General features: G+C 73.2%; 27 protein-coding genes. 10 read left to right on the forward strand and 17 right to left on the reverse strand.

Annotation, left to right across the window (positions count from 1 at the left end; genetic code table 11):
• Nucleotides 1-389: 389 nt before the first annotated feature.
• The gene (locus V7E46_RS07425) at nucleotides 390-629 is read right to left on the reverse strand and encodes a peptidoglycan-binding domain-containing protein (RefSeq protein WP_333767660.1); all 240 of its coding nucleotides are present in this window, start codon (nucleotides 627-629) and stop codon (nucleotides 390-392) included.
• A 279-nt stretch (nucleotides 630-908) separates the two neighbouring features.
• Here V7E46_RS07425 and V7E46_RS07430 point away from each other — a divergent pair, with 279 nt between their 5' ends.
• The 4 genes from V7E46_RS07430 to V7E46_RS07445 all read left to right on the forward strand — a co-directional run bounded on the left by V7E46_RS07430 (nucleotide 909) and on the right by V7E46_RS07445 (nucleotide 5340).
• A complete protein-coding gene (locus V7E46_RS07430; protein ID WP_333767661.1) occupies nucleotides 909-1340 on the forward strand; it encodes a hypothetical protein in 432 nt (143 codons plus the stop codon).
• Between the two features lie 371 nt (nucleotides 1341-1711).
• Nucleotides 1712-3760, forward strand: coding sequence for an MFS transporter (locus tag V7E46_RS07435; RefSeq protein ID WP_333767662.1), 2049 nt, complete (start codon nucleotides 1712-1714; stop codon nucleotides 3758-3760).
• An 81-nt stretch (nucleotides 3761-3841) separates the two neighbouring features.
• Nucleotides 3842-4534: a hypothetical protein gene (locus V7E46_RS07440; protein WP_333767663.1), complete on the forward strand. Its 693-nt coding sequence runs from the start codon at nucleotides 3842-3844 to the stop codon at nucleotides 4532-4534.
• Complete coding sequence (locus V7E46_RS07445; RefSeq protein ID WP_333767664.1) at nucleotides 4531-5340, forward strand: hypothetical protein; 810 nt, start codon at nucleotides 4531-4533, stop codon at nucleotides 5338-5340. The genes V7E46_RS07440 and V7E46_RS07445 overlap by 4 nt, the downstream gene beginning before the upstream one ends.
• A 357-nt stretch (nucleotides 5341-5697) precedes the next feature.
• Here the strand turns inward: V7E46_RS07445 and V7E46_RS07450 are convergent, their stop codons facing one another.
• The 5 genes from V7E46_RS07450 to V7E46_RS07465 form a co-directional block, all read right to left on the reverse strand.
• On the reverse strand, nucleotides 5698-5892 hold the full coding sequence (locus V7E46_RS07450; protein WP_329179341.1) for a DUF397 domain-containing protein: 195 nt from the start codon (nucleotides 5890-5892) through the stop codon (nucleotides 5698-5700).
• A gap of 17 nt (nucleotides 5893-5909) precedes the next feature.
• Nucleotides 5910-6764 carry a helix-turn-helix domain-containing protein gene (locus tag V7E46_RS07455; RefSeq protein ID WP_329179343.1) on the reverse strand — a complete coding sequence of 285 codons (855 nt, stop codon included), beginning with the start codon at nucleotides 6762-6764 and terminating at the stop codon, nucleotides 5910-5912.
• Nucleotides 6765-6912: 148 nt separating this feature from the next.
• Nucleotides 6913-7215 carry an MmyB family transcriptional regulator gene (locus V7E46_RS33845; RefSeq protein ID WP_443054060.1) on the reverse strand — a complete coding sequence of 101 codons (303 nt, stop codon included), beginning with the start codon at nucleotides 7213-7215 and terminating at the stop codon, nucleotides 6913-6915.
• A 46-nt stretch (nucleotides 7216-7261) separates the two neighbouring features.
• A complete protein-coding gene (locus V7E46_RS07460; RefSeq protein WP_333767665.1) occupies nucleotides 7262-7879 on the reverse strand; it encodes a response regulator transcription factor in 618 nt (205 codons plus the stop codon).
• Nucleotides 7880-8151: 272 nt separating this feature from the next.
• On the reverse strand, nucleotides 8152-8745 hold the full coding sequence (locus tag V7E46_RS07465; protein ID WP_333767666.1) for a TetR family transcriptional regulator: 594 nt from the start codon (nucleotides 8743-8745) through the stop codon (nucleotides 8152-8154).
• A gap of 167 nt (nucleotides 8746-8912) precedes the next feature.
• Between V7E46_RS07465 and V7E46_RS07470 the strand changes: the two genes are divergently transcribed.
• From V7E46_RS07470 to V7E46_RS07480, 3 genes are read left to right on the forward strand one after another with little or no spacing between them, the layout of a single operon-like run.
• Nucleotides 8913-10493: a glycosyltransferase family 4 protein gene (locus tag V7E46_RS07470; protein WP_333767667.1), complete on the forward strand. Its 1581-nt coding sequence runs from the start codon at nucleotides 8913-8915 to the stop codon at nucleotides 10491-10493.
• Nucleotides 10493-11236, forward strand: a complete 744-nt coding sequence (locus tag V7E46_RS07475) for a class I SAM-dependent methyltransferase (RefSeq protein ID WP_333767668.1) — start codon at nucleotides 10493-10495, stop codon at nucleotides 11234-11236. Before V7E46_RS07470 ends, V7E46_RS07475 begins: the two co-directional genes overlap by 1 nt.
• Entirely contained in the window at nucleotides 11233-12333 is a 1101-nt protein-coding gene (locus tag V7E46_RS07480; RefSeq protein WP_333767669.1) for a prenyltransferase, read from the forward strand. Before V7E46_RS07475 ends, V7E46_RS07480 begins: the two co-directional genes overlap by 4 nt.
• A gap of 15 nt (nucleotides 12334-12348) precedes the next feature.
• On the opposite strand, the gene V7E46_RS07485 is transcribed toward V7E46_RS07480, so the two are convergent.
• Nucleotides 12349-12636 carry a hypothetical protein gene (locus V7E46_RS07485; RefSeq protein WP_329179356.1) on the reverse strand — a complete coding sequence of 96 codons (288 nt, stop codon included), beginning with the start codon at nucleotides 12634-12636 and terminating at the stop codon, nucleotides 12349-12351.
• 130 nt (nucleotides 12637-12766) lie between these two features.
• Here V7E46_RS07485 and V7E46_RS07490 point away from each other — a divergent pair, with 130 nt between their 5' ends.
• Entirely contained in the window at nucleotides 12767-13318 is a 552-nt protein-coding gene (locus V7E46_RS07490) for a hypothetical protein (protein ID WP_333767670.1), read from the forward strand.
• Between the two features lie 69 nt (nucleotides 13319-13387).
• On the opposite strand, the gene V7E46_RS07495 is transcribed toward V7E46_RS07490, so the two are convergent.
• From V7E46_RS07495 to V7E46_RS07505, 3 genes are all read right to left on the reverse strand, one after another.
• Nucleotides 13388-14212 (reverse strand): hypothetical protein, encoded by an 825-nt coding sequence (locus tag V7E46_RS07495; protein ID WP_329179359.1) that lies wholly within the window; start codon nucleotides 14210-14212, stop codon nucleotides 13388-13390.
• Nucleotides 14213-14336: 124 nt separating this feature from the next.
• Complete coding sequence (locus tag V7E46_RS07500; RefSeq protein WP_443054066.1) at nucleotides 14337-15179, reverse strand: N-acetylmuramoyl-L-alanine amidase; 843 nt, start codon at nucleotides 15177-15179, stop codon at nucleotides 14337-14339.
• A gap of 136 nt (nucleotides 15180-15315) precedes the next feature.
• Nucleotides 15316-15954 carry a class I SAM-dependent methyltransferase gene (locus V7E46_RS07505; RefSeq protein ID WP_333767672.1) on the reverse strand — a complete coding sequence of 213 codons (639 nt, stop codon included), beginning with the start codon at nucleotides 15952-15954 and terminating at the stop codon, nucleotides 15316-15318.
• A 163-nt stretch (nucleotides 15955-16117) separates the two neighbouring features.
• Here V7E46_RS07505 and V7E46_RS07510 point away from each other — a divergent pair, with 163 nt between their 5' ends.
• Nucleotides 16118-17590, forward strand: coding sequence for an MFS transporter (locus V7E46_RS07510; protein ID WP_443054063.1), 1473 nt, complete (start codon nucleotides 16118-16120; stop codon nucleotides 17588-17590).
• 4 nt (nucleotides 17591-17594) lie between these two features.
• Here V7E46_RS07510 and V7E46_RS07515 read toward each other — a convergent pair whose 3' ends face one another.
• From V7E46_RS07515 to V7E46_RS07530, 4 genes are all read right to left on the reverse strand, one after another.
• Nucleotides 17595-18236, reverse strand: coding sequence for a response regulator transcription factor (locus V7E46_RS07515; RefSeq protein WP_333767674.1), 642 nt, complete (start codon nucleotides 18234-18236; stop codon nucleotides 17595-17597).
• Nucleotides 18237-18381: 145 nt separating this feature from the next.
• The gene (locus V7E46_RS07520) at nucleotides 18382-18840 is read right to left on the reverse strand and encodes an SHOCT-like domain-containing protein (RefSeq protein ID WP_333767675.1); all 459 of its coding nucleotides are present in this window, start codon (nucleotides 18838-18840) and stop codon (nucleotides 18382-18384) included.
• Nucleotides 18841-18952: 112 nt separating this feature from the next.
• A complete protein-coding gene (locus V7E46_RS07525) occupies nucleotides 18953-19090 on the reverse strand; it encodes a hypothetical protein (protein ID WP_333767676.1) in 138 nt (45 codons plus the stop codon).
• An 11-nt stretch (nucleotides 19091-19101) separates the two neighbouring features.
• Complete coding sequence (locus V7E46_RS07530; RefSeq protein WP_443054064.1) at nucleotides 19102-19284, reverse strand: hypothetical protein; 183 nt, start codon at nucleotides 19282-19284, stop codon at nucleotides 19102-19104.
• 15 nt (nucleotides 19285-19299) lie between these two features.
• Between V7E46_RS07530 and V7E46_RS07535 the strand changes: the two genes are divergently transcribed.
• Complete coding sequence (locus tag V7E46_RS07535) at nucleotides 19300-19869, forward strand: AAA family ATPase (protein WP_333767678.1); 570 nt, start codon at nucleotides 19300-19302, stop codon at nucleotides 19867-19869.
• A 111-nt stretch (nucleotides 19870-19980) separates the two neighbouring features.
• Here the strand turns inward: V7E46_RS07535 and V7E46_RS07540 are convergent, their stop codons facing one another.
• Genes V7E46_RS07540 through V7E46_RS07550 form a run of 3 tightly spaced genes read right to left on the reverse strand, consistent with a single transcriptional unit; the run spans nucleotide 19981 to nucleotide 22927 of the window.
• Nucleotides 19981-21213 carry a sensor histidine kinase gene (locus V7E46_RS07540; RefSeq protein WP_333767679.1) on the reverse strand — a complete coding sequence of 411 codons (1233 nt, stop codon included), beginning with the start codon at nucleotides 21211-21213 and terminating at the stop codon, nucleotides 19981-19983.
• A gap of 59 nt (nucleotides 21214-21272) precedes the next feature.
• Entirely contained in the window at nucleotides 21273-22004 is a 732-nt protein-coding gene (locus V7E46_RS07545) for an ABC transporter permease (RefSeq protein ID WP_333767680.1), read from the reverse strand.
• On the reverse strand, nucleotides 22001-22927 hold the full coding sequence (locus V7E46_RS07550; RefSeq protein ID WP_333767681.1) for an ABC transporter ATP-binding protein: 927 nt from the start codon (nucleotides 22925-22927) through the stop codon (nucleotides 22001-22003). Before V7E46_RS07550 ends, V7E46_RS07545 begins: the two co-directional genes overlap by 4 nt.
• Nucleotides 22928-23012: the final 85 nt, after the last annotated feature.

Consider the following 23012-nt stretch of genomic DNA (forward strand, 5'->3'; position numbering starts at 1 on the left):
GACGCGCCGTCGTGGCTTCTCGCGCAGGTGGGAATTGCCACTTGCGCTGGCGTCGCACCTTGCGGTGCATCGTGGCTCGTCGCGCAGTTCCCCGCGCCCCTGGGGGTTGCCCCTTGCGGTGCGTGCTTGTCTGCTGCGCCGTCTCGGCTGGGCGCGCAGTTCCCCGCGCCCCTTTGGGGCGCTTCCCCCTTCCTCTGCGGAAGAGGGCACGCCGTTCAGGAGCGCGGGGAACTGCGTGGCGAGCCACGGCGGACCGTCGTGGGAGGACGGCGGCCACCGCCCCGGGACGCGCTCGGCCGAGGCACCGGCAAGGCGCGGGCCACCGCAAACGGCACCCCCGCGGGGATTGCGCGGGCACACCGTTGGGTGGGGGCCCTCCCGGGGAGGGGTCAGTGGGAGTGGTGCGGGTTACCGGACGGCGAGGTGGCGCGGACGAGAGCCGTATGGGTCGCCTGGCCATAGACCCCGGAGGGGTCACCGCGGACGCCGTACCAGATCTGGAAGACCGCCACCGCCTGCTCGACACCCATGTCGTACCGCCCGTCGATGGCCCCGCGGTAGACCCACACCTCGGTGAGCCGCTGCTGGAGGTCCGTGACCGCCGCCCCGCTCGCGCCGAGTTGCAGCACCGCGGGCGGCGCGGGTGTCGTGGGCGCTGCGGGCGGCGCCGTCGCCGTAACCGGCGGCTGAGTGCTCTGCGGCGGCGTCGCGGGGGCCGAGGGGGCCGGCGGCGCCGGGGGGGGGGGGGGGGGGGGGGGGGGGGGGGGGGGGCGGCGGGGGGGCGGGGCGGGGGGGGGGCGCGGCGCGCGCCCGCGCGCCCCCCCCCCCCCCCCACGACCAGTGGCGTGACGGGCGCGCTCGGCGCCGGCTTGGGCGCGGGCGACGTCGTCGCCCGCATCGGATAGCGGGTGACCCTCACCGGCTGCGTGACGGCGGCCCCCGGCGCCGCGTCCGCGGGCAATGTGACGTCGGGAGCGGCCGACGCGGGCTCGGGCAGCGCCCGGTCGGTGCCGCGCGGCTCATCGCCCATCACCGAGCCGGTCACGGCCACCGCCCCTGCGGCCAGCGCGGACGCGGCGACGGCCGCCGCGGTGACCACGATGCCGCGCCGCCTGCGCCGGTGCCGTCCATGTGCCGCGGCGGCAGCCGCCTCGCGGATGTCGTCGTCGGACGGATACTCCAGCGGGTATTCCTGCGCCGCCGCCATCGCGGCATATTCCGCGGGAAAGAGGCCGAGGTCGGTGGTGGCCGGGCCGCCCTCGCCCTCGCCGGCCACGTCGATCAGCGGCCGTACGGTCGTATCCGTGCCGTCGGCGGTGTCGCCCGGGTCGCCGACGTAGGGGCGTACGCGCAGCGGGTGGAAGCCCTCGGCCACCGCGAGTGCGGCGGCCCGCTCGGCGGCGCGTTCCGCGGCCCGGACCTCGCCACCGCCGTCCACTGTGACCACGGCAATCTCCGTGGTCACACCGGTCACACCGATGTCGTCAGGCTCGTACGGCCCTGCCGTACGGTCCGGCTGCTGCGGCGCCACTGGTTTCCCCTCCCGCCGTCGTTCGCGCGTTCGCAAAGACGTGTCAGTGATTATGCCGATACCCCATGCCGTCGCATACCCGGTCCCCTCTCCGGTGGCGCACTTCCGCAGGCCGTAACCGCACAAACGGTGCAAATATGAGAGTCCGACCGTCGGGGGGCGACGCGAGGAGCCGTTGCCATGGCCCAGGACACCAGCACCGCGGTGGCGCCGGGTGCGGACCAGGACCGGCGCCGGGTACGGATCGCGATCGGTGCCCTCGCCCTCGGACTGCTGCTCGCGGCCCTCGACCAGACCATCGTGTCCACCGCGCTGCCCACCATCGTCAGCGAACTCGGCGGCATCGACCATCTGTCCTGGGTGGTCACCGCCTATCTGCTCGCGTCGACCGCCGCCACCCCGCTGTGGGGCAAGCTCGGCGACATGTACGGCCGGAAACGGCTGTTCCAGGGCGTCATCGTGCTCTTCCTGATCGGCTCCGCGCTGTGCGGAGTCGCCCAGAGCATGGGTGAGTTGATCGCCTTCCGGGCTCTGCAGGGCCTGGGCGGCGGCGGGTTGATCGTGCTGTCCATGGCGATCGTCGGGGACATCGTGCCGCCCCGCGACCGGGGCCGCTACCAGGGCGTGTTCGGCGGGGTGTTCGGCGCCGCCAGTGTGCTGGGGCCGCTGCTCGGCGGGGTGTTCACCCAACAGCTCTCCTGGCGCTGGGTGTTCTACATCAACCTGCCGATCGGCGTCATCGCGCTCGCCGTCATCGCCGCGGTCCTGCACATCCCGGTGCGCCGCACCTCGCACCGGATCGACTACACCGGCATGGTGGTGGTGGCCTCCGCCGCCACCTGCCTGGTGCTGGTCACCTCGCTCGGCGGCACCACCCTGGCATGGGGCTCGGCCGGCATCGTGACCCTCGCGGTGGTCGGTGTCGCCCTGGTCGCCGTCTTCGTGCTGATCGAGCGGCGCGCGCAGGAACCCGTGCTGCCGCCGCGGCTCTTCCGGGTGCGGACCTTCGTGGTGTGCTCGGTGATCTCCTTCATCATCGGCTTCGCGATGTTCGGCGCCATGACCTATCTGCCGACCTTCCTCCAGGTCGTGCACGGCTACTCGCCGACGCTCTCCGGCGTCCACATGATCCCGATGGTGGTCGGTCTGCTGATCTCCTCCACCGGCTCGGGCCAGATCGTCAGCCGCACCGGCCACTACAAGGTCTTCCCGATCGTCGGCACCGCCGTGACCGCGGTCGGCCTGCTGCTCCTGCACCAGCTCGACGAGCACACCGCCACCTGGGTGATGAGCCTGTACTTCTTCGTCTTCGGCCTCGGGCTCGGCCTGGTGATGCAGGTGCTGGTGCTCGCGGTGCAGAACGCGGTCGGCTACCAGGACCTGGGCTCCGCGACCTCCGGCGCGACCTTCTTCCGCTCCATCGGCGCGTCCTTCGGCGTCTCCGTCTTCGGCACCGTCTTCACCAACCAGCTCTCCGACAAGCTGGCCTCCGCGCTGCGCGGGGTCCGGCTGCCGGCCGGCTTCGACCCAGCCCGGCTCCAGGCCGACCCCACGGCCATCGCCCGGCTGCCCGGGACCGTCAAGGCGCCGGTCCTGCACGCGTACTCGCAGGCCATCACCACGGTCTTCCTGTGGGCCGTCCCCGTCGCGCTGGTCGGCTTCGTGATGGCCTGGCTGCTCAAGGAGGAGCCGCTGCGGGGCAGCGTCACCGTGCCGGACGCCGCCGAGACGGTGGGTGTCAACCCGGTGGAGCGGACCTCGCTCGACGAGATCGCCCGCTGCCTTTCGCTGCTCGGCGGCCGGGACGCCCGCCGCGACCTCTACACCCGCATCACCCGGCTGGCCGGCCTCGACATCCACCCCGCCACCAGCTGGCTGCTGCTCCGCCTCGCCCACGACGGCCGGGCCGACCCCGTCGAACTCGCCCGCCGCACCACCGTGCCCGCCGACGTCATCGAGGCGGCAGCGGTCGAGGCGGAGTCCGGCGGCTACGCGGTACGCGAGGGAAACCCGCTGGCCCTCACCGCGTCCGGCACCGCGCTCGCCGACCGCCTCACCGAGGCCAGGCGCACCGTCCTGGCCGGCCTGCTCGGCGACTGGGACCCCGCCGCCCACACCGAACTCGCCGCCCTGGTGAAAAGGTTGAGCACCGAGCTGTGCGGCGGCGACGGCGACCACCCCGACCGGCGGCCCCGTGCGAAGCCGGCCGCCACCGGAGAAGCCGCATAACGGGCACACGGGTTTGCGCCGCGCGTCTGCGGCAAGCCGAACGACTGGACGGGTGACACCGGGACAGACGGGAGGCAGGACATGTCCACAGGAGCGATTGTCGCTGTCGTGGCGGCAGTCATCATCGTGATCGCGATTGTCGCGGTCGTGATGATGAAGCGCGACGGCGCGGGAGGCCCTGGGCTCAAGCGCCGCTTCGGGCCCGAGTACGAATGGACACTGGCGCGCAACGACGGCGACATCCGTGCCACCCGGCGCGAACTCGCCGAGCGCGTCAAGCGGTACGGCGACCTGGAGACGCGGGCCCTGCCCGCCGAGGCCCAGGAACGGTACGCGGCACGGTGGAACGCGGTCAAGGCCCAGTTCGTGGACGACCCGAGCGCGGCGCTCACCGAGGCCGACCAACTGATCGGCCAGCTCGCCGCCGAGCGCGGCTACCCGGCGGCGAACACCGCCGAGCACGTCGACGCGCTGTCGGTGCACCACCCGCACCACGTGCACGGCTACCGGGAGGCGCACGCAGCTGTCACCGGTGACGGCCGGCACGGCACGGAGGACCTGCGCACGGCGCTGGTCTCCGCGCGCGGGCTTTTCGACGAATTGCTGCAGGGCGGCGGTCGCGGCACGCGCCGCGCCGCCGAGTTGGAGACCGCCGACACGGCGGATGCGGAGCCGGACGCGGAGTCGGTCCCGGCACAGGACGAGACCAAGCAGGTACGGGGCAAGCGGCTTGCCGCCCTCACGGGGCGCGGGCGGACGGAGGAAGAGCAGTGAGCGAGTCAGCATCGGCCGAGCGGTCCAGAGTCCCCGAGCCGGACGAGCCGGGCGGCGAGCGCGCCGCCAGGGCCACCTCCGGGGACGCCACCACGGCGGTTCCCGAGCGCGGGCAGAAGGTAGTTCCCGAGCCCGGCCCGAAGGCCGCGCAGGAGAGCACCGGGTCCGTGTCGGGCTCCGACCAGGCGCAGAAAGCCACCCCTGAGCAGGCGTCCAGGACGGCGTCCGAGTCCGGGCAGAGGGCGACCTCCGAGCCGGGCCGGCGGTCCACCCAGGACAGCGCGCAGAAGGCGGCCTCCGAGCCGGGGCAGCGCTCCACGCTGGGCGACGCCCAGCGGACGGCTGCCGAGTCCGGCCAGCGGTCCACCCAGGACAACGCCCGGAAGTCCACCCAGGAGTACGCCGCCAAGGCCGGTTCGGACCGCGCTTCGGACCGTGCCTCCGAGAGCACGTCCGACCGTGCTTCCGACCGTGCTTCCGAGCACACCGCCAAGCTCGGCTCCGACCACGGGCAGAAGGCCGGCTCCGAGTCCGCCCGCGCCAATGGCGCGGCTCCCGGCGAGGACGACCCCGGGAAGCTCGGGCGCAAGATGGAGCACGCGATCGGCGGCTTCGTGGACGACCCGCGCCGGGCGGTGCGGGAGGCCGACTCCGTGCTGGAGGAGGCCATCACCCGCCTCACGCGGACCGTCGAGGCCCGCAGGGACGGGCTGCGGAAGGAGTGCAAGGACGGTGCGGACACCGAGGAGCTGAGGGTCGCACTCACCCACTACCGCGACCTGGCCTCGCACCTCCTCACCATCTGACCCACGTCCCGCACATCCCGTGTGCACTCGTCGACGGCGTGGGGGGGGGGGGGGGGGGGGGGGGGGGGGGGGGGGGGGGGGGGGGGGGGGGGGGGGGGGGGGGGGGGGGGGGGGGGGGGGGGGGGGGGGGGGGGGGGGGGNCCCCCCCCCCCCCCCCCCCCCCCCCCCCCCCCCCCCCCCCCCCCCCCCCCCCCCCCCCCACGCCTGTGCGGTGTCCGCGAGCGCGGCAACCGGTGCCGTCAGGGCGGCGCGCGGTGGCGCGGGGCATGGGGCCGAGGCCTTCATGGGCGGAGGAGCGGGGGAGCCCCCGCCCTGACGTGCGGCCTGAGGCCGCACGTCCCGGGCCGCCGCCGGAGGTCATGAGCCGGCGGCGCCGTGTTTGATCGCCTGGAGGAAGCGGGCCAGGGCCGACGGCGAGGTGGAGAGCACGACGCCCGGGTCGTCGCTCTCCCGTAGCAGCACCGCACCCCCGGCCGTGACGGCCAGTTCCACACAGTCGCCCTGCTCCTGCGAAAACGTGGACTTCTGCCAGATCAGCGGCGGCGCGGTCATCGGCTGGCCTTCCGGTCTCAGAGGTCTCTGGAGGCGCTGAGGATGAAGTCCCGCGACTGGGACTCGTCGAGCGCGACCGCGGCGAGGGTGTTGTACAGAATGCGGTAGTTCGCCAGCTGTGGTGCCGCGTGCAGAAAAGTGACGCCGTGCGCGGAGTCGATCTGCACCGTATCGAGCGCGCGGACCGTGCCGCTGGTGTACAGCATCGCGTGGCCGGATCCGATATGGCCGTCCGCGGCGAACGGGATGACCCTGACGCTTATGTGCGGCAGGTGGCTCAGCTCCTGGAGGTGTTCGAGCTGGGCGCGGGCCACCTTGCCGCCGCCGAACCGCATCCGCAGCGCCGCCTCGTGGATCAGCGCCTCGTACGGTGTCGCGGACTCGCGGTAGAGCACCCCGGAGCGCTCCATGCGCTGGGCGACCCTGGCCTCCAACTCGCCCGGTGGCAGCGGCGGGATCGCGTAGCCGAAGACCGTGCGGGTGTAGTCCTCGGTCTGGAACACCCCGGGGATGTGGGTGATCTGGATGGTGCGCAGATGGACGGCGTGGAATTCCAGCTCGGCGATGTCCAGCAGCGCGGCGGGCACGACCCCGCGGTAGGCCTCCCACCAGCCCTTGCGGCCCAGGCCGTTGGCCATCACGACCAGGGCGTCGATCAGTTCGGTGTCGCCGCATTCGTAGAACGACGCGAGGCGCCGCAGCCGCTCCTCGCTGACCCCGAGCCGCCCGGCCTCGATGTGACTGACCTTGGCCGGATCGGTGCCGAGCAGACGGGCGGTGTCGCGGGCCGTGATACCGGATGCCTCGCGCATTTTCCGTAGCTCCGCACCGAGGCGCTCCTGACGGGCGGTTGCGGTGCTTCTGAGCGGCATGGTGTCCCTTCTTGGTGCTGGTTCGAGTGTGCCGTTCCGCTCACCCCGGGTCCAGATCGTTTCTGGAAATTTCGGCGACAAGGTTGCAGAGGGGCACTATTGCCCCATATGGTTCATCGGGGCATGCGTACATGAACAGTCAACTCCCTTATCGTGCATGGTTGTTGACAGGGGTACGTGCCAGCGGCGACGTCCGGCGCAACGAGCCCGGCACTGCCCGCCCCACAAGCCGGTGCAGCCGCTCCTGCGACAGCGAACCGGGTTCAGGAAAACGCGCCACCGCACCGCGGCCGGGATCGTCCTCGGCTGCCAACCGTACGGAGGCCAGGCCGAGCCGGCCGGCCACCGGACGGCGGAAACGGCGGGTCGCGGACCGCAAGGCCTCGACGTCGTGCGCCGCCCGCAGCCCGCGGAAGCCGTACAGGCCGGCGGCGGCCGGACGCCCCTTCACCGCGCCCGCCGGAATGGTGCGTCCCGCCCCCTGCGCCCGCCGGGCCCTACACCCAGCCCGCGAAGCGGGAGATGCGGATGGCGTCCACCCGGTTGCGCGCGCCCGTCTTGCGGGTGATGGCGGCCAGGTAGTTGCGCACGGTGCCGTTGCACAGGTGCAGGCTGCGGGCGATCTCCGTGACGGAGGCGCCTTCCGCGCTGAGCGACAGCACGGTCAGTTCGCGCGGGGTCAGCGGCATGTCGGCGGCCTGGAGGAATTCCACGGCCAGGGATTCGTCGACGAACCGTTTCCCCTGGGCGGCCTGGCGGATCGCGGTGGGCAGCCGGTCCGCCGAGCGGTCCTTGTTCACGAAGCCGAGCGCGTCGGCGGCGTACGCCCGCCGCAGATTGCCGGGTCTGCCGCTGTTGGTGAGGACGACCAGGGCACACCCGTCCGCGGCGGTCCCGGCGCCGCCGGACGGGCCGACCCCGGCCCGCTCGGTGTGCCGGCGCCAGCCGGGGCAGTCGGCGTCGACCACACACACGTGCGGGCCGGGGAAGCGGCCGGGATCGCGCAGCAGACGCCACCCGGTGGCCGTCACCTCGAAGTCCGGCTCCCCGCCCAGCAGCGCCGCAAGCGCGGACCGCAGCAGACAGGTGTCATGGGCCACCAGTACGCGTATCACTCGACTTCCCCTCGCATCACCTCGTCGCACCGGATCTCCGGAAGAACGCGACTGAGAACTACCCCGGGCAGATGTCCGACAAGACCCGGATTCCGGTCGTTCTGAGGCAGTCGAGGGGCGGTTCGGCGCGCACGAGGGCGCGCGACCGCCACCGAATGCGCGGTCTCCCGCCGCTGTTCGGGCGGCCCGCGCGGCGGTTCGGCTGCGCTCTGCGGTCGTCGGCGGTCGTCGGACCGCCCCTCGCGGCCGATAGCCGTGCCCACCGCGGCCGGTCAGGACGCCGGGGCGTCCTCGGGGATCAGCCGGCACACCGTGCGGATGTCCTCGCGCACCTGCTCCACAGGCGCTCGCGCGGCCAGCCAGCTGACCAGGGCGGCATGCCAGGTGTGCTCGACCACCCGGACGGCTGAGACGCACCCGGCTGACGGCTCGCCGCCGAGCCGCATCGCGTCGAGGATGATCGCCCGGGTGAGCACCGAGACGGTGTCCACCTCCGCGCGGACCGACCGGTCCGCGAAGATCAGCGCCCGCACCATCGCGTCGGCGAGCAGCGGTTCGCGCTGTAGCGCGCGGAAGGCGCGCAGCAGCGTCTCGGCGACCCGCTCGCCCGGCGTCGGAGCGGTCGGCGGGCGGTCGCGGAGCGTGTCGTGGAGCTGTCCGAGCTGGTCCTGCATGACGGCGACCAGCAGATGGACCTTGGAGGGGAAGTAGCGGTAGAGCGTGCCGAGCGCCACTCCGGACTCCTCGGCGACCTCCCGCATCTGGACCGCGTCGAAGCCGCCGCCGGCGGCGAGCCGGGTGCTGGCGTCCAGGATGCTCCGCCGCCTGGCCTCCTGCCGTACGGTCAAAGCGGTGATGCGGCCCATACGTCCTTCCATCCGGCACACGCGGCACCGGCGCGCATGCCGTACCAGGCCAGTGGACCCGTCCGGTTGCCGGTGGACTCGCCTTCTGTACCATCGAGTCTGAAACTTGTTCTAGATTAGCGCGACCGGTTACGCTCCGGCTCTATCGCTGTGAAGGGGGCCGGGAAGTGACGGCAGAGGCCAGGCCGCTACGGGTCGCGCTGCTCAGCTACAAAGGCAACCCCTACTGCGGCGGCCAGGGCGTCTACGTCCGGCACCTCTCCCGCGAGCTGGCGGCACTCGGCCACAGCGTCGAGGTGATCGGCGCGCAGCCGTATCCCGTCCTGGACGCGGTCGGTGACGGCGTCACCCTCACCGAGCTGCCCAGCCTCGACCTCTACCGGCAGCCGGACCCGTTCCGTACGCCCAGGCGCGGCGAATACCGCGACTGGATCGACCTGCTCGAAGTCGCGACGATGTGGACCGGCGGCTTTCCCGAGCCGCTGACGTTCAGCCTGCGGGCCAGGCGGCACCTGGCCGCGCGCCGCGCCGACTTCGACGTCGTCCACGACAACCAGACGCTCGGCTACGGGCTGCTCGGCCTCGGGCTGCCGCTGGTCACCACCGTGCACCACCCGATCACCGTGGACCGCCGGCTCGACCTGGCGGCGGCGGCCGGCTGGAAGCGCCGGGTGTCCATACGCCGCTGGTACGGCTTCACGCGCATGCAGAGGCGGGTGGCCGTGCGGCTGCCTTCGGTGCTCACCGTGTCGGGCTCCTCCAGCGCCGAGATCAGCGCGGACCTCGGAGTGCGCCCCGAGCGGGTCCACACCGTGCCGATCGGCGCCGACACCCGGCTGTTCTCGCCCGACCCGGCGGTGCCCGAGGTGCCGGGCCGCATCGTGACCACGTCGAGCGCCGATGTGCCGCTCAAGGGCCTGGTCTTCCTGGTCGAGGCGCTGGCCAAGGTCCGGGTGCAGCACCCGGCCGCGCATCTGGTCGTGGTCGGCAACCGGCCCGAGAGCGGACCGGTCGCCGAGGCGATCGACGACTTCGGCCTCGCGGACGCCGTCGACTTCGTCAAGGGCATCAGCGACGCCGAACTGGTCGATCTGATCCGCAGCGCCGAGGTGGCGTGCGTGCCGTCGCTCTACGAGGGGTTCTCGCTGCCCGCGGCGGAGGCGATGGCGACGGGCACGGCGCTGGTCGCCACCACCGGCGGTGCCGTACCCGAGGTCGCGGGACCCGACGGGGAGACCTGCCTCGCGGTGCCCCCGGGCGACGCGGGCGCGCTGGCCGCGGCGCTGGAGCTGGCGCTCGGCGATCCGTCCCTGCGCCGCCGCCTGGCCGCGGCGGGCCGCGCCCGTGTCCTGTCCCGTTTCACCTGGACCCGCGCGGCGGCCGAGACCGCGACGCTCTACCGCGAGGCGATCGCGAGCCAGGCCCACCGGGGCCGGCCCGATCAGGGGGGCGCTGTCCGCGCGGCGGGAGGTGCCCCACAGGGGCGCGGGCCACTGTGCGGGCAACCGCCCACCGGCCGGTGGTCAGGACACGACAGCGACAGCCCCTCCGGGCCGGTGGCGACCCGCGCCCCGGCGGGGCTCGGCCCGGAGCGCGAGGGCGCACCCGAAGGGCTCGGCCCGGAGTGCGAGGGTGCCGTTGAGGGGCGCCTCCCAGGGCGTGAACGTGCCGTCGATGAGCAATCCGGGGCTGGGGCCGGAAACGCCAACGCCCCCGGGGCGACCGGTACCGTGGGGAGCAACCGCTGATGCTGACCGTCGACTTCACCCGCTTCCCGATCGCCGCGGGCGACCGCGTGCTCGACCTCGGCTGCGGCGGCGGCCGGCACGCCTTCGAGTGCTACCGGCGCGGCGCGCGGGTCGTCGCCCTGGACCGCAACGGCGAGGAGATCCGCGAGGTCGCCCGCTGGTTCGCAGCCATGAGGGAGGCCGGCGAGGCCCCGGCCGGCGCCTCCGCGACGGCCATGGAGGGCGACGCCCATCACCTGCCCTTCCCCGACGACAGCTTCGACGTCGTCATCATCTCCGAGGTGATGGAGCACATCCCCGACGACAAGGGCGTGCTCGCCGAGATGGTCCGGGTGCTGCGGCCAGGCGGCCGGATCGCGGTCACCGTGCCGCGCTACGGCCCGGAGAAGGTCTGCTGGGCGCTGTCCGACGCCTACCACGAGGTCGAGGGCGGCCACATCCGCATCTACAAGGCCGACGAGCTGCTCGGCCGGATGCGGGAGGCGGGCCTGCGCCCGTACGGCACCCACCACGCGCACGGGCTGCACGCTCCGTACTGGTGGATCAAGTGCGCGCTCGGCGTCGACAACGACCAGGCCCTGCCGGTGAAGCTCTACCACAAGCTGCTGGTGTGGGACATCATGAAGAAACCGCTGGCCACCAGGGTCGCGGAGCAGGCGCTCAACCCGCTGGTCGGCAAGAGCTTCGTGGCGTACGCGACGAAGCCGCAGCTGCCGCAGGTCCCGCGGGACGCCGCCAAATGACCCGGGCCGACCGTGACCAGCGCGGTATCGAACGGCTGGCGCTCCCGGGGGTGCTCACCGCCGAGCAGGCCGCGCGGACCGTCGACGCGGTGCTGGCCGTACAGCGCCCGGACGGCGCCATCCCGTGGTTCCCCGGCCACCACCTCGACCCGTGGGACCACATCGAGGCGGCCATGGCGCTGGACGCGGCGGGCGAACACATCGCCGCCGAGGCCGCGTACGAGTGGCTGGTGCGCCACCAGGACGCCGACGGCGGGTGGTTCGCCGCCTACCAGGACGGTGACCCGGCCCGGCCGACCGACCGCGCCCGTGAGTCCAACTTCTGCGCCTACCTGGCTGTCGGCGCCTGGCACCACTATCTGTCCACCGGCGACGACGCCTTCATCGAGCGGATCTGGCCGGCCGTCGCCGCCGCGGTGGAATTCGTGCTGGCGCTCCAGCAGCCGGGCGGGCAGATCGGCTGGAAGCGCGAGGCCGCGGACAAGGGCGGCGCGGTCGTCACCGACGCGCTGCTGACCGGGAGTTCATCGATCCACCAGGCACTGCGCTGCGCCCTGGCGATCGCCGAGCACCGCGAGGAGCCGCAGCCGGACTGGGAGTTGGCGACCGGCGCGCTCGGGCACGCGATCCGCCGGCATCCCGAGCGCTTCCTCGACAAGAGCCGCTACTCGATGGACTGGTACTACCCGGTGCTCACCGGCGCCCTGCGCGGCCCCCGCGCCCTGGCCCGGATCGAGGAGGGCTGGCCGCGTTTCGTGGTGCCGGGGCTCGGGGTGCGCTGTGTGCTGCCCAACCCCTGGGTGACCGGCGGCGAGACGGCGGAACTCGCGCTCGCGCTGTGGGCGGTGGGGGAGTCCGACCGCGCGGTGCGGCTGCTCGCCGACATGCAGCGCCTGCGGGCCGACGACGGCCTGTACTGGACCGGCTACGTCTTCGACGACGACGCCATGTGGCCGGTGGAACGCACCACCTGGACGGCCGGGGCACTGCTGTTGGCGGTGGCCGCGCTCGGGGGGGATGAGGCGACCACCGCCGTCTTCGGGGCGGAGCGACTGCCGAACGGGCTTGCGCCCGGCTGCTGTCCGCCCCGGCTCTGAGGGATCACCAGGCCGTCACGTCCTGTTGACCCGGCCCGCGATCGCATGCGCGATCAGCATGTAGACGACCGCGGGCAGACCGTAGTTGAGTACGGTGCGCCACTTCGCGTTATCCGGTGTGAAGAGGTCCTTCGACCAGCCCGCCAACCAATTGGCCGAGTGGTGCACCCAGTCGACCAGGTCGTTCGCCCGGTTGGCGTCGAAGACGAAGAAGAGGATCCACAGTACGAGGATCAATGCAGCGATGTCTGCGGCGATGAGAATGATCACCGCGGCGGGGTTGCCGCCATACCGTCTGGCCATGACAGCCGCCTTGCCCCGAACGGGTGGTTGAAACCCGTCCGGCCGCCCACCGGTCGCGCGTGTGTACGGACCGGGGCGATGCTGCGAGGACATAGGACGCAACCGTTCCCATACGCCCCGGAGGTCCCCCGTGCCGACCGGCATTCCGCTGCGCAGGACCCTTGTCGCGCTGCTGCTCGCCGCCGCCCTGCTGGCCCTGCCGGCCTGCGGCGGAGGCTCCTCCTCGGGCAGCGGTACGACCGGCGCGGTCAACATCACCGCGTCCGCCTCGCCGAGCCGGCAGAAGCTCGCCAAGACCCGCTTCGTGGCCAACGCCGGGCTCGCCGCCGGGGCGGTCTACCAGTGGGTCGTCAAGCCGTACCGCAAGGGCTCGTTCACGAAGGGCGCCAAGAGCCGCACCCTCACCCTGGTCAAGGCGGGCCTGGCCGGCACCTTCGCGTACAACAGGCTCAAGGCCGCGGCCAAGAACGCGCAGGGCGATCCCACGCTGAGCAGGTACATGGCGCCGGTCGTCGCGGGCATCGGCGCGCTCAAGGACCTGCCGGGCAAGCTGCGCAAGGGCGACGGCAGCGCCGTGAACAGCTACAACGACGTCATCAACAAGGTGAAGGAGGCCGGCAAGAACGCCGGCGCGGACGTCAAGGACAAGGTGCCCTCGCTCGATGAGCTCAAGAGCGGCTGACCCCCCCGGCAGCACGGCGGCCGGCCACCCGGTGAGGGGTGGCCGGCCGCCGTGCGGTGCAGAGACGGTTCAGCCGCGCTGGATGCCGCTGCTGTCCTGGAGCAGGCCGCGACGGCCGTCCTGGGTCTGCGCGATCAGCGCGGCACCGCGCTGGTCGACGGCCAGATACCAGGTGCCCGGGGTCAGCTCGGCGATCTGCGAGCCCGAACCGTCCTCGGCGAACAGCGGACGCGGCACCGGCACTGCGAACCAGAACGCGGTGAAGTCGGACGACGCCGGCGCGGCGGCGGTGGGCGTCGGCTGCGGAGCCGCGGCCTGCTGCGCACCGTACGGCTGCTGGCCGAACGCCGGGTCGACGGACTGCGCGCCGCCCGGGTAGCCGTAACCCGCCTGCTGCGGCGCGGCACCGTACGGAGCCGCGCCACCCACCGCGTACGGGTGGGCGGCCGGGGCCGGGGCGCCCACCAGCGGGGCCTTGAGCGCCGGCAGCCGGTTCGACAGCGGCGCGACGACCGCGATGACCAGGCCGAACAGCAGCGTCAGCCAGTTGCCCGCGCCCTTGTTGTAGTGGTCGGGGTTGTTGAACAGCGTCGACCACACAGCGGTCCAGCCGACGAAGAGCGACAGCGCCACGGCCCACTGCGCGAACGACAGCCCGAGCAGCTGCTTTCCGGCGAACTGGGGGGAACGTGCCAGGACCACGGCGGCTGCCGCCACGAGCGCCGCGAGCGTCACGGAGGGGAGGATCGGGAAGAAATCCGAGTGCCACAGATTCCTGGAGGCGGACATGCCCTCGAAATCGAGGCTGAGGAACGGCAGGAACGAGGCGATCAGGAGCAGCACCGCTGCTCCGATCACCGCGCCGTCTCCTCGGGTCAGGGAGCGGATGTTCACGTCAGGTCCTGTCCTTTGTCAGTTGGTTCGCTCGGGGCGGTGCCCCATGGTACGAGGGTGATCCTGGCCAAGGGGCCTGGTATGGGCATTGGTGCACGATCCATACCGGACTGCTACAGCCCTGTCACCTCTTCCCTTCAAGGAAGGCGGTGAGCCCGTCGGCGATCCCCTGGGCAGCGTGCTGCCGCCAGGCGGGGTTCGTCAACGCGGCGGCGTCGTGCGCGTTGCGCATGTTGCCGCACTCGATGAAGACCTTCGGCACGGTCGAGAGGTTGAGGCCGCCGAGGTCGTCGCGGATCGTCAGCCCTTTGCCGCCGAGGTAGTTGGCCAGCGGTTCGCCGGTGGCCGTGGTGAAGTGCGACCGCAGGGTGGTCGCCAGCCGCAGCGAGGGCGCCGCGATGGCGCGGGTGTCCGCCGCGCCCTGGTGCACCGGCTTGGGCGCGATCACATGGAAGCCGAGGCGGTCCGCGGGCGCGCCGTCCGCGTGGATCGACAGCGCCGCGTCGGCGTGCGCGTCGTTCCCGATCCTGGCCCGCTCGTCCACGCACGGGCCGTAGGGCCGGTCGCCGTCGTAGGTCAGGACGACCTTCGCGCCGCGCGCCTCCAGCAGCGTCCGCACCCTGTGGGCGACGTCCAGCGTGTAAGTGGCCTCCGGATAACCGGCGTTGGTCTCGGTGCCGGTGGTGTCGCACTCCTTGCGGTTGGTGCCGATGTCGACCGTTCTGCTGATCGCCGCGGTGTGTTCTGCGTTGCCGTTGTTGTGACCGGGGTCGATGACGACGGTCCTGCCCGCCAGTTCCCGGCCGGCCGCGCCGGCGCCCGCGCCGGTGTCACCGTCCGCCACGGGGGAGTCGCCGGAACCGCCGCCGTGCGCCGTCGCCAGGGAGCCGCGGCCCGCCGCCGTGTCAGGGCCGGAACGGTGCCGCGCGTCGTACACGAACCAGCCCCCGGCGAGGGCCGCGACCATCACGACTGCCGTGATGAACAGCGACCAACTCCAAGCGCCCCGGTCTGAGTCGTTGCTGAACACGCCGCGACTCTATCGGCCCCGCTCCGCGCCTCGCAGCGCGCCCGGCGAACCGGCCCTTATGCCGGAATCCGTACTACCGTACGACGCTTCCGGTCACTCTGCGCAACAATTGGAGCGAGCGGGTCGCCGACTCCTGCACGAAGGCGCCGGATTCGAGCGCGCGGCGGTAGATGCGGTACGGCGCCTGGCCGCCGTCCGCCGGGTCCGCGAAGACGTCGTGGATTGCCAGCAGCCCACCCTCCGCGACCCGGGGCGCCCAGCCCTCGTAGTCTGCGGTCGCGTGCTCGTCCGTGTGCCCGCCGTCGATGAAGACCAGGCAGAAGGGCCGCGTCCACAGCGCCGCCACCTGCGGCGAGCGCCCCACCATCGCGACCACGTGCTCTTCGAGGCCCGCCGCGTGCAGGGTGCGGCGGAAGTGCGGCACGGTGTCGATCAGGCCGGTGTGCGGGTCCACCAGCGAGGCGTCGTGGTATTCCCAGCCGGGCTGCTGCTCCTCGCTGCCCCGGTGGTGGTCCACCGTCACCACGACCGTGCCCGCCTGCCGGGCCGCGTCCGCCAGCAGGATCGTGGACCGCCCGCAGTAGGTGCCGACCTCCAGCAGCGGCAGCCCCAGGTCCGCGGCGGCCCTGCCGGCCGCCTCGTGGAGCGCCATGCCCTCGTCGGCGGGCATGAACCCCTTGGCGGCCTCGAACGCCGCGAGCACGTCAGTCATCCCGGCATCCTACGAAGCGGCCGGTCACGGGGCGGCGCCGGGCGCGGGCGGCGGGCGGCGCGCACTCCGGGCCGGCGGGACGGACCCGGTACGCGGTCGTCGCGCGCCGGGCCGCTGGTCGTAGGCCGAAATGCCGATGCCGGGCGGCAGCGGTGACGGCAGCATGGACACCGTGAGCGAAACCCTCGGACAGCGCACCCCGACCGACTCCTCCGGCACCCCGGCCGGCCGCAAGCGCGCCGCGCCACCCGCCTGGGCGGTGCTGCTCGCGGTGTGCGCGGGCCAGTTCCTCGTCGTGCTCGACGTGTCGGTGGTCAATGTCGCGCTGCCCTCGATGCGCGGCGCCCTCGGCTTCGGCGAGACCGGCCAGCAGTGGGTGGTCAACGGGTACGCGCTCGCCTTCGCCGGTTTCCTGCTGCTCGGCGGCCGGGCGGCCGACCTCTTCGGCCGCAAGCGCACCTTCCTGGTCGGCCTCGGCCTCTTCACCGCCGCCAGCCTGGCCGGCGGGCTCGCCCAGAGCCCGTGGATGCTGATCACCGCCCGCGCCGTCCAGGGCCTCGGCGCCGCGGTGCTCGCCCCGACCACGCTGTCCATCCTCTCCACCTCCTTCCCCGAAGGACCCGAGCGGACCCGGGCCATCGGCACCTGGACCGCGGTGGGCGCCGGCGGCGGCGCGGCCGGCGGCCTGGTCGGCGGGCTGCTCACCGACCTGCTGTCCTGGCGCTGGGTGCTGCTGGTCAATGTGCCGGTCGGGGCGCTGGTCCTGGTCGGCGCGGCCCTGTGGCTGACCGAGAGCCGCGGCGCCACCGTCCGCCGGCTCGACATCCCGGGCGCGCTCCTGGTCACCGCGGGCGTCACCGCCATCGCCTACGGCATCGCCGAGACCGAGTCGCACGGCTGGACCTCGGCGGTGTCACTCGGCCCGCTCATCGCCGGGCTCGCCCTGCTCGCCGTGTTCACCGCGGTCGAGGCGCGGACCGCCCAACCCCTCATCCCCTTGCGGCTGTTCACCATCCGCTCGGTGGCCTCGGCCAACACCGTGCTCTTCACCGCGGGCGCCGCGACCTTCTCCGTCTGGTACTTCCTGTCGCTCTACATGCAACAGGTGCTGCACTACAGCCCGATCCGCGCGGGCCTGTCCTTCCTCCCGCACACCATCGCGATCATCATCGGCTCCAAACTCGCCCCCCGGCTGATGAACCGGATCGACGCCCGGCTGATCAGCGCCGTCGGCGGGGTGGTCGCGGTCGCCGGCATCGTCTGGCAGAGCCGGATCACCGCGGACGGCACCTTCCTCGGCATCATCCTCGGCCCCGGCATCCTCACCATGCTCGGCGCGGGCCTGCTGCTCACCCCGGTCTCGGCGGTGGCCATGTCGGGCGTCGGATGCGGCGAACAGGGCCTGGTCTCGGGCCTGTTGAACACCTCGCGACAAATGGGCGGCGCCCTGGGCCTGACCGTCCTCGCGACGGCCGCCGCCTCCCGCATCGCGGCCCGTACGTCCGCGGGCGCCGGCAGCGGAGAGGCGCTGGCCTCCGGCTACGGCCTGGCCTTCCTGATCGGCGCGGGCTTCCTCGCGGTCGGTACGTGCCTGGTGGTGCTGCTGCCGAGGCCGGCCCCGCGCCCCGCCGGCTGACGCGTCAGAGCCAGCCGTTCTGCCGGGCAGTGCGCACCGCCTCCATCCGGTTGCGGGTGCCGGTCTTGCCGATCGCGGCCGACAGGTAGTTGCGTACCGTCGACTCCGACAGGAACAGCCGGCCCGCGATGTCGGCGACCGTGGCGCCGTCCGCCGCGGCGTTCAGCACATCCTGCTCCCGCGGGGTGAGCGGGCTCGGGCCCGCGCTGAGCGCCGCGGCGGCCAGCGCCGGGTCGATCACCCGCTCCCCGCGCAGCACCCTCCTGATCGCCCCGGCCAGCTCCTCCACCGGCCCGTCTTTCACCAGGAACCCGGCCGCGCCCGCCTCCATCGCCCGCCGCAGATAACCCGGCCGCCCGAAGGTGGTCAGAATCAGCACCTGGCACTCCGGCAGCCGCCGCCGCAGCTCCGCCGCCGCGTCCAGCCCGCTGCGCCCCGGCAGTTCGATGTCGAGCAGCGCCACATCCGGCCGCGCGGCCAGCGCCTCCGGCACGATCCGATCCCCCGCCGCGACCTGGGCGACGACCTCCATGTCGTCCTCCAGATCCAGCAGCAGCGCCAACGCCCCCCGCATCATGCCCTGATCCTCGGCGAGCAGCACTCTGACCGGTCCGCCCGGCCGGTTCTCCTGCGGTGTCTCGGTCACGACGCCAGCGTACGGGCCGCTGACCACGGCGGATCCACCCGTCCTCCCGTCCCCGGCAGGGCGGAAGGCGGCCGGCGCCCGCGTTCGCCGCCTCGACGGCCGCCCGTTCCTGCTGTCCGGGCCGGCGGCCGGCGCCGTGCCGGTGTCACTCGCAGAACGCCTGCACCTTGGCACTCGGGTCGTCGACGTCGACGGTCACATCGTCGAGCTGGTCGATCAGCGCCTCGATGTGCTGCGGCTTCAGCTCGGTGAGGTCGATCGGCACCCCCGTCCTGGCCAGCTCCGCATTGATCCTGGCGAGCGCCTGCGGCGGGACGATGCTCGCGAACCGGACCCCGGCGCGCAGCAGTTGCAGTGGGACCCGGATGTTGACCCGGCTGCGTCCGTCGCCGCCGGAGTCGTCCGCCGCGTCCACCACCACGCGCAGGTACTTGGGCCGGGACTTCGCGCGGGACGCGGCTCCCGGCGGCGGCTCGGGCTGCTCCCGTCCCACGGCGTCGATCAGCCGCTCGGCCTCATCCGCGGTGATCCTGCCCTCGGCCAGCACCTCCAGGATCTGGCGCCGCTGCTCGTTTATCGCTGCCCCTCTTCTTCTCCGGCTCATCCGGCGCATCTGACGCTTACCAGCACGGCCGTTCGGCCCTGCTCGATCTCGAACCGGGTGCCGGGCAGCGCCCACAGCACGTGCCCCGTGCCGCGCAGCGCGCCCACCGGGCTCACCCGGGTGGCCAGGCACGCGGCACCGCGCCCAGCACGGCGAGCAGCAGCAGCGGCGACAGCACCAGCGCCACCGGCAGGACCGGGACGTACGGCCGCAGCCGGCGCCCGTTGGAACGGCGCACGCGCACTGTCACGAGCTGCGGGATCACCGGGGCCCCTCCAGTTCTGCCAGCGCCTCCTGGGCGCTGATCTCCCCCCGCCGCAGGCGGTCGACGACGTCGGCGGCGCCGGTGGGCGCCGGGTCGGTGTCGACGAAGCCGAGCTGCTCGGCGATCCGTTTCAGCCGGGCCTTGATCGTCGGGTAGCTCACCCCGAAGATCCGCTCCATCTCCTTGATCGAACCGTGCGACCGGACGAACGCGGCGACGAACACCTGGTCGTCCACGCCGAGCTGAGCCGGCTGCGGCGGCTCGAACTGCCCCTGGGCGCGTTCTTCGCGGAGCTGCGCGAGTCCGGGCTGCCCACCGACCCCGAACTGGTCCCGGCCGCGGGATCGGCCGACTGGCCCGACGCCCTCCGGGTGCTGGCCTCGGTGCTGCCCGACAGCCCCTGCGTGGTGGTCATGGACGAGCTGCCCTGGCTCGCCGAGCAGGACGACCTCTTCGACGGCGCGCTGCAGACCGCGTGGGACCGCCTGCTGGCCAGGCGGCCGGTCCTGCTGCTGCTCCTCGGCAGCGACCTGCACATGATGGAGCGCCTCACCGCTTACGACCGCCCCTTCTACGGGCGTGCCGACACCATGATCCTCGGCCCGCTCAATCCCGCCGAGACCGGCCGCGCACTGGGGCTGGACGCCGCCGACGCCATCGACGCCCACCTGGTGTCCGGCGGGCTGCCCGGCATTCTGCGCGTCTGGCCGCACGCCACACCCGCGATGGCCTTCATCGATTCGGAGTGCCCGAGGCCGCGCTGATGGCCGAGTTCCCGGCTCCCGACCAGGCCCGCCGGGTCCTGGAGGCGGTGGGCAGCGGCGACCGGACTCCCCGGCCGACCTCGTGGCCGCCTGGCCGGCCGGGTGACGCCGTCAGGCCGCCGTGTCCTCGCCCACCGGGAGCACCGCCGCGACCCGGAAGCCGCCCGCGGCCGCGGCGCCCGAGGTCAGCGAACCGCCCGCGGCGGCCAGGCGTTCGGTCAGGCCGCGCAGCCCGGTGCCGGTGCGGGCGGACCGGAGCGTGGCAGTACCGCCTGACGCCGGGGACGCCGGGGACGGCGCGGCGGCCGGGCCGTGGCCGTTGTCGGTGATCGTCAAGTGCGCCTGGCCGTCGGCCGAGTGCAGCTCTATCCGGGTCAGCGTCGCGCCGCTGTGGCGTACGACATTGGTGACCCCCTCGCGTACCACCCAGCCGAGCAGCGCCTCGGTCTGCGGGGGCAGCGGCGGGCCCGACTCGTGGAGCACGACCTCGATGTCGGAGGCGGCCAGCGCCGAGCGCGCCCGGTCCAGCTCCGTGGACAGGCTGCCCTCGCGGTAGCCGGTGACCGCCTCGCGGATCTCGGTGAGGGCCTGCCTGCCGACCGACTCGATGTCGCCGACCTGCGTCAGCGCCGCCTCCAGATCGCGCGGGGCCAGCCGCCGGGCCGCCTCGGCCTTCACCACGACCACCGACAGGGTGTGGCCGAGCAGGTCGTGCAGGTCGCGGGAGAAGCGCAGCCGCTCCTCGGCGACGGCGCTGCGCGCCAGCTCCTGCCGGGTCGACTTGAGCTGGTCCACCGCGTGGAAGAGGGTGATGATCACCGAGACGACAAGGCCGGACAGGAACGTGCCGTACGACAGGCTCGCCGTGCTCCAAAAGCCCCCGTGGTGCATCCCCGACACGCAGCCGGCGGTGGCGCTGAGCAGGGTCAGCGTCGCCCCCAGCTGCCGGCGGCTCCTCGTCACGCAGCCCGCGCACAGCGAGACCAGGACGAACAGCAGCATGAAATTGCCGCCGTAGCCCAGCGACAGCGACAGCGCGACCGCCCCGAGCGCGCACAGCAGCCGGAACGGCAGCGGCCCGGTCCGCCGCCCACCGAACGCCGACCGGATCGTGGACACGTACAGCACGCAGAAGACGGCCAGGCCCGACGCCGCCAGCCACGGGACCGGCACCTCGCCCTTGACGACATCCGTGCCCGGGCCGATCACCATCAGCAGCCACGGGATCAGCGCGCCGCCGTCCGGTGCCTTGAGGTGTTCGATCTCCTGCTCGAACTCCATCGGGCCGCGCCCCCACCACGTCCTACGGCACTGCCGCCCGGCCTGATCCTTCGTCTTCGCCATGTCGGTGCCCGTCCCCGTCGGTGCTGCGTCCGTCGTGCGCCCGCCGGGGGTCGGCGCCCTCATACGGTTCGCGCGCTCCGCCGGTAGGAGAGCACAGCGTAACCGGCGAAAATGGCCAGCCACAGGCCCAGCACACCCACGGTTCCCGGCCCGGGTGCCCGGTGGTCGAGCACGCTCCAGCCCAGGTCACCGAAGCGGTTGGTGGGCGTCCAGCGGGAGATCGCGGCCAGCCAGCGGGGGAAGACGTCGACCGGGATCCACAGCCCGCCGATCACCGAGAGCCCCATCATGCTGACCATGCTCACGACACCGGTGGTCTGGGCGGTGAGGCCGTAGCCGTTGCCGAGTCCCAGCAGGGTGAAGGGGATCGTGCCCAGCCACAGCAGGCCCGCCGCCGCGGCCCACTGCCACACCGCCAGGCGTACGCCGTTGACCAGCGCGCCCGCCGTGAAGACGGTCACGATCGCCGGCAGCACGGTGACGCCGGCCGTCAGCGCCCGCCCGAGCACCACCTGCAACGGGCTCAGCGGGGTGACCCGCAACTGCCGCAGCCAGCCGCGCGCCTTGTCCTCCGCGACGCCCGGCCCGAGCGCGAGGGCCGCGCCCAGCGCGCCGTACGCGGCCATGCCGATCATCGAGAAGCGGGCGTAGTCCATCTTGTCCTGGCTGCTGTCCCCGCCGCCGAGGTTGGTGAACAGCAGGTACATCAGCAGCGGGGTGGCCACCCCGACGATCATGAAACCGGTGTCCCGCAGGGTGCGGCGGACCTCCAGGCGTACGTACCCGATCATCGCGCGGCCTCCTCGTAGGGTGCCGCGGCCGTGGCCGCGGGGTGGGTGGTCAGGGTGAGGAAGGCGTCCTCCAGGCTGGCCGGCGCCACCGAGAGCCGGCGGACCCGGTCGGTCCGGGCCAGCGCCATCACCGTCGCGTCGGAGTCGGCGCTGCGCAGCACAGCGCGGTCGCCGCGGACCTCGACGGCGGTCACTCCCGGCAGGCCGCGCAGCCCCTCGGTGCCGCCGCCCGCCAGGTCGAACGACACCAGGGTCGCGCCGACCCGCCGCTTGATCGCCTCGCCCGTGCCGTCCGCGACGGTACGGCCCCGGTCGAGCACGACGATGCGGTCGGCGTTGCCGTCCGCCTCCTCCAGGTAGTGCGTCGAGAACAGCACGGTGTTGCCGCGGGACGCGTAGCCGCGCATCGACCGCCAGAACGCGCGCCGCGCCTCCACGTCGAGCGCGGCGGTCGGCTCGTCCAGCACGAGCAGTTCCGGGCCGCCGGCCACGGCCAGCGCGAAGCGCAGCCGCTGGGCCTGGCCGCCGGACAGCCGGTCCACCCGGCGGCCCGCCAACTCGGTGATCCCGGCCAGGGCGAGTGCCTCGGGCACCGGCATCGGGTGCGGGTACGTGGAGGCCACGAAGCCGACCAGCTCCTGGACGGTCGTCCGGGGAATCGGCTGGCCGACCTGGAGCATCGCGCCGACCCGGCCCGCCCGCACGGCCTCCCGCGGTGCCGCGCCGAACAGTTGCACCTCGCCCGCGTCCGGGTGGTCCAGCCCGAGCAGCAGGGCGATCGTGGTCGACTTGCCCGCGCCGTTGCGCCCGAGCAGTGCCAGGGTTTCGCCCCGGGCGATTTCCAGGTCGAGGCCTGCCACCGCCTCGACGCTGCCGAATCTCTTCCGTACGGCGCTGAACCGCACCGCCCCCGTCGTTTCCATGACGCCGACGCTACGGTTCGGCCTCCGGGCCGGGCAGACCCGATTGTCCCGGGCCCCCCAGTACAAATGTCCCGCCCCGGCCGGC

Source organism: Streptomyces sp. IBSBF 2435 (genome assembly GCF_036815005.1).
Classification (GTDB): Bacteria; Actinomycetota; Actinomycetes; order Streptomycetales; family Streptomycetaceae; genus Actinacidiphila.